Raw genomic sequence first — 15,627 nt, 5'->3', positions numbered from 1 at the left:
AATACATAATTGAGGCTTTATACCAAGTCAACAAAGCAGGTACAGTATTTTGAAAAAACATACGTTCACTTTTATTTTTATCGTATCACAGTTAACATTTTTCGCTAATGCTGACGTTCTAAACAAATCAATTCAAAATGAATTGCCGAATTTAGAAAAGATTTATCATCATTTACATCAAACACCTGAACTCTCAAAACATGAAGTAAATACAGCTACTTTTTTAGCAAAAGAATTAAAAAAGTATGGTTATGACGTTACTGAAGGCATTGCTGGAACAGGTTTAGTCGCCATTTTAAAAAATGGCACGGGGCCAACAATAATGCTTAGAGCAGATACTGATGGACTACCTGTGTTAGAAGAAACAGGGCTCCCTTATGCAAGTGTCGCTACTTTTAATGATACAGCAGGTCTATCTATTCCTGTAATGCACGCTTGTGGACATGACATGCATATGACGGTATTGCTAGGTACCGCAAAACAAATGGTACAACATAAAGATCAATGGCAAGGTACTTTAATGCTAATAGCGCAGCCTGGAGAAGAAATAGGCTATGGCGCTAAACAAATGTTGGCTGAAGGTTTATATAAAAAGTTTCCATTGCCTGATTATAATATCGCTATGCATGTTTCCGCTGATTTACCTGCAGGAAAAATCGGTTACATCAAAGGATATGCGATGGCAAATGTTGATTCCGTCGATATATTAATTAAAGGTATTGGTGGCCATGGCGCATATCCTCATAACACAATAGATCCTGTGGTGATGGCTTCAGAAATAGTCATTAAACTTCAAACCATTGTCAGCCGTGAAATATCACCTCTTGAATCTGCCGTAATAACTGTTGGGTCTATTCATGGCGGTACAAAACACAACATTATTGGTAACGAAGTTAAACTGCAATTAACAGTGCGATCTTATTCCGATGAATCTCGTAACTTTTTACTTAAACGTATTGAACAGATAAGCCATGGCATTGCAAAAACAGCGGGAATACCAGATGAACTTCTGCCTAAGGTGATTGTAAAAGAAGAATATACTCCTGCCGTTTATAATCAACCAGAATTCACCCAACAAGTGGTCAATAACCTTGAACAGGTATTAGGTAAAGACAACATTGTTGTAGTTCCTCCTGTTATGGCTGGAGAAGATTTTTCTCGTTATGGACGTACTAAAGAAAAAATACCAAGTACATTATTATGGTTAGGTACGGTAAACCCTACTCAATATAAAGAGGCCAAGAAAAATAATAATGCTTTACCTTCTCTTCATTCTGGCAAGTTTGCACCTGATGCAAAACCAACTATTTTAACTGGTGTTATTGGTATGACAGAAAACGCGATGAAACTGCTGCAAAAGCAATAATAGCGCGATTTAGTTACGGCGATTAAATAACGGTATTAATTCAAACTGATGTTTTACATATCCAAAATATCTATAAAAAGGTGCCAAAAAATTATTTTTTGGCACCTTTTTATTGCTAGCACTATTATCGTTACCTTCACTAAGAAAAAATCAAATGCTCAGGAAAGATTAATACTAATAACAACACTAAAATTTGCATAAGAATAAAAGGAATAACACCTTTATAAATAGTCGTGGTTTTCATCCATTTAGGCGCTACTCCTTTCAAATAGAATAAACTAAAACCAAAAGGCGGTGTTAGGAAGGATGTTTGTAAATTCATCGATATTAAAATCGCAAACCACACTAAGTTAATGTCTAACGCGATAGCCACTGGTAATAAAATTGGCACCACTAAAAAAGCAATTTCGATAAAATCAATAAAAAAGCCTAGGATTAAAATGGCAATCATCGCAAAAGCGATAAAAGTCCATGTTCCACCAGGCAATTCTAAAAAGAAATCTTCAATAAGATACTCACTGCCTGAATAACTAAATACCATCGAAAATGCAGTTGCACCAATTAAAACAGCAAATACCATTGAGGTTACCTTAACCGTTTCTTTTGACACTTCATGTAACTTAGAAAAAGAAAAGCTTCTATACAATATCGATAATATTATTGCTCCAACAGCACCGATAGCAGCCGATTCAGTAGGTGTCGCTATACCAGCAAAGATTGAACCCAACACAATCAAAATAAGTATCATAGGTGGCACAATATCTTTTAATGCTTGCATCAATAATTCGCGTTTACTTTCATTTACCTCTATAGGTGGCATAAAATCAGGCTTAAACTGACCTAAAACTAAAATATATACAGTATAAAAAACCACTAATAACATGCCAGGTATTATTGCAGCGCGGAATAAGTCGCCTACCGGCACCCCCATTACATCACCTAGAATAATTAGAATTATTGAAGGAGGAATGATTTGCCCTAACGTACCAGACGCACAAATAACACCAGCAGCAGTTGGTTGATGGTAATTGTTCTTCAACATAACAGGCAAGGAAATAACGCCCATAGCAACTACACTTGCACCAACAACACCAGTTGAAGCGGCAAGTAAAGCACCAACAACAACAGTTGAAACAGCAACACCACCAGGAATACCACCAAACAATTTCGCAGCTGATTCCAATAAGCGTTCAGCTAAGCCAGTTTTTTGTAGCACTATACCCATAAAAATAAACATAGGGACGGCCATTAAAATGGTGTTTTCCATAATGCTCATTATGCGATACGGCATAAATTCAAATAACTCAAACCCTAAAACATAAACACCAACAATTAGAGAAACACCTGCAAACGTAAAAGCAACCGAGTAACCTAAAAATAAACAAATTAGTGCGATACCAAAAAGAACTAAACCCGTCATGAGTCATCTCCTTCTTTATAGGTGACTAGCACAGGTGTAATTAAGGTGCGAACGCTATTCAATGCCATGTAAATAATAGACATAATAAGAAAAACTGATGAAATTGGAATAACAGAACGTACAATCCATCGATAAGGCAGTCCACCAGGATCAGCACTACCTTCATTCATCTGATAGGCGCCTAGCGTATAATCTATGCTGTAATAGAGAATAACTATGGTGATTGGTAAGGCAAGGCATAAACTGCCAAAAAGATTAATAATTGCTTGCTTACGCGCAGACATTCGATCATAAAAAATATCGACTCGCACGTGTGCATCTTCTTTTAAAGTGTAAGCGATACCAAACATAAACATGGCAGCAAACAAGTGCCACTCTAATTCTTGCATACCAATGCTAACGTCATTGAAAAAGTAACGTTTAACCACATCATAAAAAACATTCATAATCATGAGTAACATTAATATGCTACAAAAATTACCAAGTGCATCAATAATTTTACCTATGACTTTTAACGTGAAATTCATCTAATAATTCTCATGATTAATACTCATACAAATTTACAAACTAATGTTGGTAAACCCCAACAAAAAAAGCAGATGACTATACTAAGTAAAGACATCTGCAATATATTTTTAACTATTTACGACTTACTTAGCGTCGAAGTTGTCAAGATAAGCGCGATCAGACAAATTAGTCCATGCCCTTGCTTTATCTTCATACTCCGTTAGAGATTTTAAAATTTCTGCTGTCATAGGATCTTTCGCAGCAAATTCATTTAGCAACTCATTATTTGCTTCCTGAATTGCATTCATGACATCTTTAGGAAAAGAGCGCATTTTTACATTAGGGTAATCTTTTTTAAGTGATGCTAAATTAATTGCACTCTCGTGATATGACTGAATATACATATCATAAGCAGCAGTCTTCATTGCTATTGTTAAGATTTTTTGTAAATCTTTTGGTAATGAATTATAAGCTTTCTCATTTACCATAAACTGCAGTTCAGTTGCAGGCTCATGCCAACCGGTATAGTAATATGGAGCTATTTTATGAAACCCCATACGTAAGTCTAACGAAGGACCTACCCATTCAAGAGCATCAATGGTGTTACGCTCAAGTGCAGTATAAAGCTCACCTGGAGGAATATTGGTTGGTTTGGCGCCTAATTTTGCTAAAACCTCACCGGCAAAACCAGGAATACGCATTTTTAATCCCTTAAGATCTTCAACAGTATTTATTTCTTTTTTAAACCAGCCCCCCATTTGGTTACCAGTATTACCGCCTGGAAAAGATAGAATACCATACTGGTCGTAAACTTTTTTCATTAACTCCATGCCACCACCATGATAGAACCAAGCATATTGTTCTGGTGCTGTCATACCAAAAGGTATTGTAGTGAAAAATAATGTGTTGAAGTTTTTTCCTTTCCAATAGTAAGAGCCAGAATGCGCCATTTGATATTGACCACTTTTAACAAAGTCAAAAACACCTAATGGTGATTTATGTTTGTTAGCTGAGTCAACACGGATAATCAAACGACCATCTGACATTTCCTTTACTATCTTAGCTAAGTTTTTAGTGGTATCACCAAAAACAGGAAAGTTTGGCCCCCAAGTTTCAGCTAATTTCCAACGATAAACCTTACCGTCTGCAGCATTTACTATTCCTGAAACCCCTAACGACAATACAAGCAGTAGTGTTAACAATATTGATTTTTTCATTCCCTTCCCCGAATTAATTAGAATCATTTTTTTATTATTGAATCTATTTAATAGCAACTCGAGTTCAAAAAGTAAACAAGACTTTAGTCTTTAATTATAAAAAACCTATAAATATTCAATACAAATACCAATAAAAATCGCCATGCCAACCCAATGATTATGTAGAAAAGCTTGGAAGCATCGCTCACGCTTACGATCATTAATTAACATCTGTTGATAGCTAAATAAACCTGCGGCAATAATCAGACTTAATTGATAAGGCCAACCAAATGCTAATAACTCACCAACGGTAAACAAAAGCCCTAAAACCAGTAATTGCAAAAAAGCGATAATACGTTTGTCATGTTCACCAAATAAAATAGCAGTCGACTTTACGCCAATCTTTAAGTCATCATCCTTGTCTACCATGGCATACATAGTATCGTATGCAACCGTCCATAAAACATTAGCACTAAAAAGTAGCCATGCAACTAACGGAACCTCTCCTTGCGCCTCGGAAAAAGCCATAATCATTCCCCAACTAAAAGCAGCACCTAAAACAACTTGTGGTAACTGGGTATATCGCTTCATAAATGGATATGAAGAAGCTAACAACAACGCCACTATTGATAAATAAATTGTTGGTAAACTTAAAGTTAATACTAAGCCTAAAGCAATACCAATAAGCAGGCCAAACAAACTTATCGCTTCTTCTTTGCTAATTAACCCTGTAATTAAAGGTCTATTTTTAGTTCGTTCAACCTTACCATCAATTTTCATATCAGCAATATCATTAATGACGCAACCGGCACTACGCATAACAAATACACCAAGACTAAAAACAAGTAACAAATAGAAGTTAGGCCAACCATCACTAGCAATCCATAACGCCCAATAAGTTGGCCATAGTAATAAATAAGTACCAATAGGCTTATCCATACGGGTAATTAATTTGATTGCTTGCCACTTTTGTTTTGATCTACTAAACATAGTTATCTCCTGGCTTGTCTATTTGTTGGTAAGCGAATGCGCCAGGTAAAAATACCTCTGATACCATCAAAGGTTTATTTTCTAAAATAAATATTGAACGTCGCCCCCAAAGGTTGTTTGCCGATATTAAAGGTTGTCTCGCTCCTGGTAACTTATTAGCTAACTGACTAACGGTACTAGTGGCATCAAACTCTGCAACTTCAATGGTTTTCCTTTTCAGAGAAGGGTTATTAAACATAACTTGTCCTAATGACTTTGTTCCTAAGTTAGCTAAGGCCTGCTCCGCCCCCGTTAAACTCGACAATGGTAGTAAACTTCGCGCAAAAACTTGAGGTTTATCATCACAATAAAGTAAAACTTCTCGCACTAACACTTCTTCTCCAGCAAGAATAAGGTCGACCGCTTCACTTTCTTGGCACTTTTCAACTTTCTGACCTAGAAGCTCCACTCTAAACTGATGACAATGGGACTTGAGACGTAAAGTGAGTGAAGCAGGATCAAGCAACCAACTTTTTAAATTTTCATCGATGAAGCTATCATTAGCATCATGCCAAAAACTCGACAAGGTAACAGGAAAAAACGATTTAAAATTCATAAACTAAAAACCAAATTAAACTAAATTAATCTAAAAGTGAAAGCCCGATTGATAATACCATTGTTTTTGCCCGAACTCATTTTACCTTGAAAGTAAAAGATTAAAAAAAAATGACTTTTTTCAGGAAAAAATTTAATTTCAGGTTATGATAAGTAATGTCTCTAATTTTCTACTGATGTACTCTAAGAAGTAAACATTATGCTTAAATATTTGTTGATTGGAACTTGTTTGTTAATGCCTTTAAGCACTAAGGCAGTGGATTATGCCTATTTCGGCTTTGAACCAGACATAGTCACCAATTATATCCCTCTAAAGAAAAAAATGGGTTACGTACGCCTAACTGTTGAGTTAATGGTACCTAGCCAAAATATAGAAATTGTTGAGCATCATTCTGCATTATTACGCGATGCCATTATTGATATTATCGGCAAACAGCCTGAAGAAAAAATAAAATCGATTAAAGGCCGTGCTGAGATACTGCTGAAATGCGAAGAAAAAGTAAAAGAGTTATTAACACAAGAAACAGGTCAACCGTTAATTAAAAAGCTTTTATTCACGCAATGGTTAGATAATTAGGCGAGTTAAGCTAACCCAATTTAATAAATACCCTTAGTTCTACAAGCAAAAAAGCCAAAGTTCACACTTTGGCTTTTGTCTGTTTAGATAATAATACCTAATAAAACAACCTGTTTTTAGCGACTAACAGGAACTTGTTTAGTTGCTGAAACTTTCGCTTCTATGCGACGGTTTTTCGCATGTGCTGCTTTATCATCACCTGAATCAAGCAAGTTTTCTTCACCGTAACCTACAGCAGATAAACGATCACTATCAATATTAAATTGATTAACTAATACGTCAACAATTGCATCAGCACGTTGCTGTGAGATTTTTTTGTTATACGCAGCACTACCTACTTTTGAAGTGTGGCCTTCAATTACTAAAGAAACTTCAGGGTAAGTCGTTAGGAAATCAGACATTTTTTTAATTTCTGATAAATACTCTGCTTTAACAGTAGACTTATTATTGTCAAAATTAACTAATAAGCTCATTCTGCTTGTTTCTTCAGTAAAGATAGTACAACCGTATTGATCTACTTTATCAGTAGTAGGAGTGCTTGGACAACGATCATTGTTATCTGTCACGCCATCATTGTCTGTGTCTGAAGCAACAATTGGAGCAACAGCTGCAGTCGTTGATGCCTTTTTATTTCTTACAGGTGTTGATTTATTATCACTACCAAAGAAATAAATAACACCTAAACGAGCACTACCTTCTTGATGGTGATCTGAAAATTCATAATGGCCTTTACCTTCAAGATAAACCGCTGTATTTTCACTAAGGTAGTGACGGTAACCAACACCTAAATTTACAGATTCTTTTGCTTGACCGATATCTAAATAGCCTAATCCGCCTACAACATAAAAGCTTTCTTTTTCTGGGAAGTACAAAGCAGAAATATCAGCTACATAAGGCTTATCATAAAAACTATTATCTTTATCAATATTAATTTGGCTAAAAGATAATCGAGCTTCTACAGACTCAGTAAAACGGTAACCAATCTCAGCACCAAAACCAGCACCGTGACCTTTAGTCGCATACGGGTCTGACGCTTTTAATGGATCAGAAAGTTTACGGCCATCATCAGTATCAATATAAAGTAAATGCGCACCACCATAAAACTTACCAACAAGATCTTCCGCTAGTGGAGTTTTATCTGCTGCAAATGCATTTGTTAGAAGAAGAGGAGAAGAGAGAAGTACTGCTTTTAAGCCTTGTAACTTATTCATAATTTAATTTCCATGTTAAATGTAGCGTGTATAATAATTCGGCGCATTTTAACAGTTTTTTTAAGGAATGCACACTAATTCTTAACAAATTTAACACTGTAAACCGCTAGCAAACACCCTGAAATAAGCCCTAATAAATGCGCTGTATTAGCGACATTCACTGGTAATATGTCAAGAAAGCCTAAAACTAGCCAAAACAATAAGAAACCAATAATAGGTTTAGATAACGACAGTCCTCTCTCTGGTGCTAAATAACCATACCACCACACAAAACCTACTAACGCATAAACAACACCAGACAAACCACCAAAATTGGCACCTGAAACAACAAATTGTCCTAAATTAGAAAAAATAGCAGAAACTAATAACAAATTAATTAACGTTCCTTTGCCTAATTCTTTTTCAATACTACCACCCAGTTGCCACCACCACATAGTATTAAACACTATGTGCAATAATGAAAAGTGGAAAAATGCTGGGCCAATAATACGCCAAGGCTCTGTAATAAAAGCATCTAATGATAATTTAGGGTAAAACTGCAGTAGGGTAAAAAGATCGCGCGCCCAGCCTAAATTGCTCCCTAAATAAACAAACCAACAAAGAATGAATACTACTAAGGTCACAACGCCGGCATGCGCAAGAAAACTTTCTCGAAAGCTCTTTAGCAGGGTCAAATCACCACTTTTTACACTAACAGTTTCACCATGATGCCAAGCAGCCTGCTGATATTTTTGATCAAAAGGCTTTTTAATAAAGTGCTCAAATTCAATGTGCGCTTGCTCTTTTTTATCTTGCTGACAATATACGGTATAGCCTTGCTTACTCTCACCAGTATCCGTAATAACCGTTTCGGCAACCACTTTAGCATCAATGCCTAATGTGACTAAATAATTAGCAAACAGTAAAGCAACATTATGTTGTTCTAACTGAACTAAAGCCTTTAAGCTTTGATCTTCAAGCATTGATTAACCCTTAGCGAGCGATATTATCGGGATATTGTAATTGCCACTGCGTAAAGCCACCATCAAGAGAATATACATCGGTAAAATCTTGGCTCAACAAAAATTGTGCAGCTTGTTGACTAGAATGTCCGTGATAACAACATACAACAACAGGTGCATCAAGATCAGCATCTCGGACAAAATCAGCTAAATTTTCATTCGTTAAATGAAGTGCATCTGTTATCCGACCATTTGAAAATGATGTTTCGTCTCGTATATCTACCACAACATGGCTTTTACTCTCTAATACCGCATGTAATTCATCAACTTGCATATGTTTAAAACTTGATTGATTATCTGTCACTAGAACTCCCAATTTAAAATAACTTTACCTGATTTACCAGAACGCATCACATCAAACCCTTTTTGAAAATCATCAATCGCATAATGATGGGTAATAATAGGCGATAAGTCTAAACCAGATTGTATAAGACTAGCCATTTTATACCAAGTTTCAAACATTTCACGACCATAAATTCCTTTAATCGTTAAACCTTTAAAAATTATTTGGCTCCAATCAATCGCCATGTCTTTGCCTGGAATGCCTAGCATGGCGATTTTACCACCATTATTCATATTGTCTAACATACTTGTAAATGCTGATGGTACACCTGACATTTCTAATCCAACATCAAAACCTTCTGTCATACCTAAGTCATTCATCACATCTTTTAAGTTTTCTTTAGATACATTAACAGCACGTGTAACGCCCATTTTTTCAGCCAGTTCTAAACGATATTCATTAATATCAGTAATAACGACATGACGCGCACCAACATGCTTAGCAACAGCCGCAGCCATGATACCAATAGGGCCAGCGCCGGTAATTAAGACATCTTCACCAACTAAATCAAATGATAAGGCGGTATGTACAGCGTTACCGAAAGGGTCAAAAATAGCAGCTAAATCGTCAGAAATTTCATCTGGTAATTTAAAGGCGTTATAAGCAGGAATCACTAAATATTCCGCAAAAGAGCCTGCACGATTAACACCAACACCCACAGTATTACGACATAAGTGTGTGCGTCCACCTCGGCAGTTTCGACAATGGCCACAAGTAATATGCCCCTCTCCTGAAACACGATCACCTAACGCAAAACCTTTTACTTCTTGTCCAATGCCAACGACCTCACCCGCATATTCATGACCAACAACCATAGGTACAGGAATAGTGCCTTGCGCCCACTCATCCCAATTATAGATATGAATGTCGGTACCACAAATAGCAGTTTTTTTAATTTTAATTAACAGATCATTATGCCCCATTTCAGGCTTATCTGTGTCTGTTAGCCAAATTCCTTGCTCTGCTTTGGATTTTGATAATGATTTCATAATTTTTATTCCTTAACTAATCACATTCATTTCTTTACCAATACGAGTAAAGGCTGAAATAGCTTGATCTAGTTGCGCTTTAGTGTGCGCCGCTGAAATTTGCGTACGAATACGTGCTTGGCCTTTTGGCACAACAGGGAAAGAAAAACCAATCACATATATACCCTCTGCGAGTAGTCTATTTGCCATTTCACTAGCTACCGCTGCATCACCTAACATTACCGGGACAATAGCATGATCGGCACCTGCACAAGTAAAGCCCGCAGCTTCCATATTGCTGCGAAAATATGCCGTATTTTCTTTTAGCGTTTTGCGCAACTCACCACCTTGTGCCAATAATTGCAAGACCTGTATAGACGCATTAACAATGGCAGGAGCCAAAGAGTTTGAAAATAAGTAGGGACGTGAACGTTGACGTAGCCATTCAATCACTTCTTTTTTCGCTGAAGTATAGCCGCCTGAAGCACCGCCCATCGCTTTACCTAATGTACCGGTGATAATATCAACACGACCCATTACCTCACAATACTCATGACTACCTCGACCATTTTCACCAACAAAACCAACAGCATGTGAATCATCAACCATCACCATAGCATTGTATTTGTCTGCTAAATCACAAATACCCTTAAGGTTAGCGATAACACCATCCATAGAAAAAACACCGTCTGTAGCAATTAATTTAAAACGTGCGCCAGCCGCATCAGCTTCAATTAAACTTTGCTCTAATGCCGCCATATCATTATTGGCATAACGAAAACGTTTTGCTTTACATAAACGCACACCATCAATAATTGAGGCATGATTAAGCGCATCACTAATAATGGCATCTTCTGAACCTAATAATGTTTCAAACAACCCAGCATTAGCATCAAAACAAGAAGAATATAGAATAGTATCTTCCATGCCTAAAAATTCGCTAATACCCTGCTCTAATGTTTTATGAATATCTTGTGTACCACAAATAAAACGTACTGAGGCCATACCAAAACCGTGTTCATCTAACCCTGCTTTTGCAGCCGCAATAAGGGTAGCATTGTTCGCCAAACCTAAATAATTATTGGCACAGAAATTAATAACCTCTTCACCGGTATTAACAGCTATTTGAGCCTGTTGTGCAGTAGTAATTATACGCTCTGCTTTGTACAAACCTTCCGCTTTAACTTGTGTAATTTGTTCTTGAATATGGTTACAAAAAGTTGTCGAATTATCTTTAGACATACGAAAAACCCTACATTGATAGATAAATTATGAATGTGTTAATTGTACGCACTTACGCTAACTTATACAGAGTCACCCACTGAACAATATTTTGTAAAAAAGAGAGGCAATGTAAAATTATAATTACGACGTACTATCCGCTAACATTAAATTTAAACCGGTAAATACAAAATAATTTTTTTTGTTTTGTAAACTTACACTTTTCATATTCATCAGTATTTAAGTGAACTTATTTAAGTAAACTTAGGTATAATAAAACATAAATTTACTGCCGTTCAATTTATGTAGAACAATTTATGTTTGCGTTACTAATCTATCGAATCTTACTACTATTACTAACGCCTATTATATTATTGGCTCTCTTATTTCGCTCCTTTAGTAACTCACAATATCGCCAACGTTTAAGTGAGCGTTTCGGTTTCACCTCTAGCGCTATATTATTGAACAAACAAAACACTAAAGGGATTGTCGTTCATGCAGCTAGCGTTGGAGAAGTAATCGCGATAACTCCTTTTGTAGAGCTATTATTACAGCAATATCCAACGTACCCTATTACCATCACTACTTTTACCCCTACCGGCTCTGCACAAGTAAAAAAACATTTTGGCTCACGCGTGCAACATACTTTTCTACCGCTTGATATTTTGCCTTGCACCTCATTATTTTTAAATCGCTTACAACCACAATTAATGATTTTTATGGAAACAGAATTATGGCCTAATTTAATCAGTCAATGCGCCAACAAAAGAATAAAACTCTTGCTAATTAATGGGCGATTATCTGCCAACTCAATGAAAAGTTATCAAAAAATTAGTACGCTGATCACCCCAACGTTAAACCATTTTGATAAAATATTGTGCCAAAGCCATGACAATTTAGATAACTTCCTGCAATTAGGAGCAGAGAGTGACCGATGCCAAGTATCTGGCAATCTCAAATTTGATATTAGCCTTAATGCAACAACTGAAGATAAACAAAGAACCCTAGCACAATTTCTACCGCCACATAGACCCATTTGGTTAGTGGCAAGTACACATCAAGGTGATGAAGAAATAGCATTGGCCGCATATAACGTAATCAAAGAAAAATTCCCTCAATTATTATTAGTGCTTGTACCAAGGCATCCAGAACGCTTTAGTTCAGTCGCCAAACTTTGCATTAATCAAGGTTACTCACTCGCTAAACGCAGTGAAAGTGAACAAGTGACAAATCATAATATATGGCTACTCGATACCTTAGGGGAGTTAATGGCTGCTTATGCTCTTGCAGATATTGTTACTATGGGTGGCAGTTTTAGTGATATTGGAGGACATAACCCATTAGAGCCAGCGTTATTCAAAAAACCCATTATTGTGGGTAACGACATGAAAAATTTCACTGATATTTTACTACAATTACAAAAAAATAACGGAATTATACAATTACCTATTCTAGAAAATAAAAATCAACAAGCATTAGCGCAAGCCGTCATACATCTACTAAATAATACACAAGCAGCTCAACTACTCGGATCTCAAGCACATAAGGTAGTACTTAATAATCAAGGAGCGAGTACACGAACGTTAGCTCAAGTGAAGGAATTAGTAATATGAGTAACATGATACAATTAGCAGCTTTTAAAGACGGAAATACGTACTGTCTTTTTAATCGAAATGAAATTGAAGATTTCACTCCAGAAATGCTTACCGCTGAATATTGGCAAGAAAACAATGCCATTACCGGATCAGCGCAAGGTCGAGGCACAACTTGGTTTATTCAATATCAATCCAGCATACAAGACAAGCAATGGGTTTTGCGTCATTATTATCGTGGTGGCTTAATTGGTAAAATAGTTAATGATAGTTACTTCTTCACCGCTCTAAAACATACCCGTGCAGATCGAGAGTTTTCTTTATTAGCTCATATGCAAACATTAGCATTGCCTGCACCCAAACCGATTGCTTACCGGGTGATACGCCAAGGTTTACTTTATCGCGCAGATTTACTGAGCAGTCGCATTGAAAACGCCCAAGATTTGGTGGCCATTTTAACCCAAAAAGTAATAAGTGATGATTTATGGTTTAATATTGGCGAAACGATTCGTCGTTTTCACTCACAAGGTATATATCACCACGACTTAAATGCGCACAATATTTTAATTGATAATAATAATAAAGCTTGGTTAATCGATTTTGATCAAGGTGAGCTAAGAGCAGTTAGCACCCGTTGGCAACAGAATAATATGCAGCGGTTACTGCGCTCTTTCCGCAAAGAGCAAAAAAAACTTTCTAATTTTTACTGGCAAGAAAGTCATTGGGATGCATTATTAGCAGGTTATAATCAATAAGCCTGCTCTATAACTTTATTGATTTTTTTTCTAAAATTAATATCCGTAATCAGGGTATTAATTTTATCAAGTCGAGCCATTTTAATGATATCTTGGGTGTAATAAAATTCTACTTTCCCCATCTCCTCAAAGCTTAATTCTTTATATTCTGATATATTTCTTAACCCACCAAATGCCACTAAATCAGCTAAACGACAGGCAATATAACACAAAGAAACCTGCTGTAATTCTTCACTAGATATAGCTAGATCAACGGTATTATTAGCTAAAGGTAATAAGCTATAAGCTATACCTTTTTCAATAGATTGCGGTAATTGCCATTGTTGAGCTAAACGTTTCCCTAATACCGCGCTATTAACACCAATAACATGCTGAAAAACCTTAGTACGCTCAAATAAGCCATAATTCTTTAAGTAAACATCAGCCATCGCTGGGCGATAAGACAAAATGGCGAGGTCACCTAAATAAGAGAGTAAACAATGTGTTGATAGCTCTGCTGAATTTTCCACATTCATTTCTGTTGCTAGAATCAAACCAAAGGCACTAGCCAAATAGCTTGCAGTCCATAGTTTTTTATACGCGGCATTCTGCGCTTTATCAGTTAAATGCGAATCTTGCTGCACAGCGAGTTGTGTTGCGATATTTTTGACTTGTGTAATACCTAAAAAAATAATAGCGTGATTAATATTAGTAATAGGTTGACGCAAAGAAAATAATGGTGAATTAACAGCATTCAAAATTTTAGCAGTCATTTCGGCATCGGTTTTTATTAAGTCAAACAGTTCACTTGGCTCAAATCCACCTTGAATCAATGGCAATAATAATGGGTGTGGCTTCCGAAATGATTCCGTAATATTTTTAGCTGTATGCTGTTGCTCGGCCGTAAGTTCTTCAGCAAACAATAATTCGAATTCTAGAAACTCCTCTGGTAGTTCAAATTCAAGCTTTGTTGCAACGTTAGTTATTCCCTCTAGGCTATGCTCTTGATCATCTTGCCTAGAAGGTAACAAAGGTTTTCGGTTAATATTATTTTTGGTCACACTCCCTCTGTTTTTAGGAGTGCGACGAGGATTATTTAAGCGCCAAATAAAATAAGATAATAGCCCTAAGATACTGATTGAAATTACTGTTTCCAAAGACATTTGAATATCCTATTCTAGTCGTTAGCATTATAAATCTAACATACTGTCTTTATAATGTAACCAAGGCATCTTTGCAACGCTGTTGATACATATCTCTCGCTTTTATTAACTCAGGCATTGCTGCTTCTGTAGTATAAGGTTTTAAAATAACTAATATTTTAAGCACGCCTTGATAGAATACCGAGTCATTTATTTCATTAACCATATTTTGTGTTTGATAAAAGCTTAACCAAAATGTATTAATAATACGTAAAATACTGACTATGTCGGTTAAATCATCATCATTAAAATCAACAATACCAGCATCTTTTAAAGACATTAGTAACTGACTTACCCGTTCAGCGATTGAATGTTGAACCTCAACATATTTTTCTCGTAAACTTGGATTTTTATCTAACAATACGGGTAAATTGCTATAGAAGAATCTAAACTTCATCATCATTTGAAATACCGCATCCATATAAAGAATGATGGCATCAAGTGGTTTTACCTCATTACTCACTTTGGGAATAGTATCAAGCAGTAAATTACTTGCATATTCCTCATAAATAGACAAAATAATGTCTTCTTTATTCCGAAAATGATAATACAAATTACCAGGGCTAATACCTAAATGTGCTGCAATATGATTTGTGGTGACATTTCGCTCTCCGTGCTTATTAAATAATATAATGCTTGCCTGAATTATCTTATCGCGGGTTTTCATAGAGGCTACTTCTTCCTTCTAATTTAAGGTAATTTAAA

Annotated in this window: 16 protein-coding genes; 4 read left to right on the top strand and 12 right to left on the bottom strand. The window is 36.1% G+C overall.

Annotated elements, in window-relative coordinates:
• The first annotated feature begins 49 nt into the window (after positions 1–49).
• Positions 50–1,366 carry an amidohydrolase gene (locus KO509_RS03085; RefSeq protein ID WP_215971815.1) on the top strand — a complete coding sequence of 439 codons (1,317 nt, stop codon included), beginning with the start codon at positions 50–52 and terminating at the stop codon, positions 1,364–1,366.
• A gap of 139 nt (positions 1,367–1,505) precedes the next feature.
• Here the strand turns inward: KO509_RS03085 and KO509_RS03080 are convergent, their stop codons facing one another.
• From KO509_RS03080 to KO509_RS03060, 5 genes are all read right to left on the bottom strand, one after another.
• Positions 1,506–2,786: a TRAP transporter large permease subunit gene (locus KO509_RS03080; RefSeq protein WP_215971814.1), complete on the bottom strand. Its 1,281-nt coding sequence runs from the start codon at positions 2,784–2,786 to the stop codon at positions 1,506–1,508.
• Positions 2,783–3,313 carry a TRAP transporter small permease subunit gene (locus KO509_RS03075; protein ID WP_215971813.1) on the bottom strand — a complete coding sequence of 177 codons (531 nt, stop codon included), beginning with the start codon at positions 3,311–3,313 and terminating at the stop codon, positions 2,783–2,785. The genes KO509_RS03080 and KO509_RS03075 overlap by 4 nt, the downstream gene beginning before the upstream one ends.
• Before the next feature lie 123 nt (positions 3,314–3,436).
• On the bottom strand, positions 3,437–4,510 hold the full coding sequence (locus KO509_RS03070; protein WP_215971812.1) for a TRAP transporter substrate-binding protein: 1,074 nt from the start codon (positions 4,508–4,510) through the stop codon (positions 3,437–3,439).
• 105 nt (positions 4,511–4,615) lie between these two features.
• Positions 4,616–5,479 carry a 4-hydroxybenzoate octaprenyltransferase gene (gene ubiA / locus KO509_RS03065; RefSeq protein ID WP_215971811.1) on the bottom strand — a complete coding sequence of 288 codons (864 nt, stop codon included), beginning with the start codon at positions 5,477–5,479 and terminating at the stop codon, positions 4,616–4,618.
• Positions 5,472–6,074 (bottom strand): chorismate lyase, encoded by a 603-nt coding sequence (locus KO509_RS03060; protein WP_215971810.1) that lies wholly within the window; start codon positions 6,072–6,074, stop codon positions 5,472–5,474. The genes ubiA and KO509_RS03060 overlap by 8 nt, the downstream gene beginning before the upstream one ends.
• Before the next feature lie 198 nt (positions 6,075–6,272).
• Here KO509_RS03060 and KO509_RS03055 point away from each other — a divergent pair, with 198 nt between their 5' ends.
• Positions 6,273–6,650 carry a flagellar basal body-associated FliL family protein gene (locus tag KO509_RS03055; protein ID WP_215971809.1) on the top strand — a complete coding sequence of 126 codons (378 nt, stop codon included), beginning with the start codon at positions 6,273–6,275 and terminating at the stop codon, positions 6,648–6,650.
• A 116-nt stretch (positions 6,651–6,766) separates the two neighbouring features.
• Here the strand turns inward: KO509_RS03055 and KO509_RS03050 are convergent, their stop codons facing one another.
• The 5 genes from KO509_RS03050 to KO509_RS03030 all read right to left on the bottom strand — a co-directional run bounded on the left by KO509_RS03050 (position 6,767) and on the right by KO509_RS03030 (position 11,415).
• Entirely contained in the window at positions 6,767–7,861 is a 1,095-nt protein-coding gene (locus tag KO509_RS03050; RefSeq protein ID WP_215971808.1) for an OmpA family protein, read from the bottom strand.
• Between the two features lie 74 nt (positions 7,862–7,935).
• On the bottom strand, positions 7,936–8,823 hold the full coding sequence (gene glpG / locus KO509_RS03045) for a rhomboid family intramembrane serine protease GlpG (RefSeq protein WP_215971807.1): 888 nt from the start codon (positions 8,821–8,823) through the stop codon (positions 7,936–7,938).
• Between the two features lie 10 nt (positions 8,824–8,833).
• Complete coding sequence (gene glpE / locus KO509_RS03040; RefSeq protein WP_303495277.1) at positions 8,834–9,166, bottom strand: thiosulfate sulfurtransferase GlpE; 333 nt, start codon at positions 9,164–9,166, stop codon at positions 8,834–8,836.
• Positions 9,166–10,194, bottom strand: coding sequence for an L-threonine 3-dehydrogenase (gene tdh, locus KO509_RS03035; RefSeq protein ID WP_215971806.1), 1,029 nt, complete (start codon positions 10,192–10,194; stop codon positions 9,166–9,168). Before tdh ends, glpE begins: the two co-directional genes overlap by 1 nt.
• Positions 10,195–10,206: 12 nt before the next feature.
• Positions 10,207–11,415, bottom strand: a complete 1,209-nt coding sequence (locus tag KO509_RS03030) for a glycine C-acetyltransferase (protein ID WP_215971805.1) — start codon at positions 11,413–11,415, stop codon at positions 10,207–10,209.
• Positions 11,416–11,711: 296 nt separating this feature from the next.
• Here KO509_RS03030 and waaA point away from each other — a divergent pair, with 296 nt between their 5' ends.
• Together waaA and KO509_RS03020 are read left to right on the top strand one after the other, a co-directional pair.
• Positions 11,712–13,007 carry a lipid IV(A) 3-deoxy-D-manno-octulosonic acid transferase gene (waaA, locus tag KO509_RS03025; protein WP_215971804.1) on the top strand — a complete coding sequence of 432 codons (1,296 nt, stop codon included), beginning with the start codon at positions 11,712–11,714 and terminating at the stop codon, positions 13,005–13,007.
• Entirely contained in the window at positions 13,004–13,741 is a 738-nt protein-coding gene (locus KO509_RS03020) for a 3-deoxy-D-manno-octulosonic acid kinase (protein WP_252727349.1), read from the top strand. Before waaA ends, KO509_RS03020 begins: the two co-directional genes overlap by 4 nt.
• On the opposite strand, the gene KO509_RS03015 is transcribed toward KO509_RS03020, so the two are convergent.
• Both KO509_RS03015 and KO509_RS03010 read right to left on the bottom strand, forming a co-directional pair.
• Positions 13,735–14,883, bottom strand: a complete 1,149-nt coding sequence (locus KO509_RS03015; RefSeq protein WP_215971803.1) for an HDOD domain-containing protein — start codon at positions 14,881–14,883, stop codon at positions 13,735–13,737. The genes KO509_RS03020 and KO509_RS03015 overlap by 7 nt on opposite strands.
• Positions 14,884–14,932: 49 nt before the next feature.
• Positions 14,933–15,589 (bottom strand): TetR/AcrR family transcriptional regulator, encoded by a 657-nt coding sequence (locus KO509_RS03010; RefSeq protein ID WP_215971802.1) that lies wholly within the window; start codon positions 15,587–15,589, stop codon positions 14,933–14,935.
• Positions 15,590–15,627 lie beyond the last annotated feature (38 nt).

Origin of the sequence: Colwellia sp. C2M11 (assembly GCF_018860915.1) — a bacterium.
Taxonomy (GTDB): domain Bacteria; phylum Pseudomonadota; class Gammaproteobacteria; order Enterobacterales; family Alteromonadaceae; genus Colwellia.
This window is presented reverse-complemented; position numbering and strand designations above follow the sequence as displayed.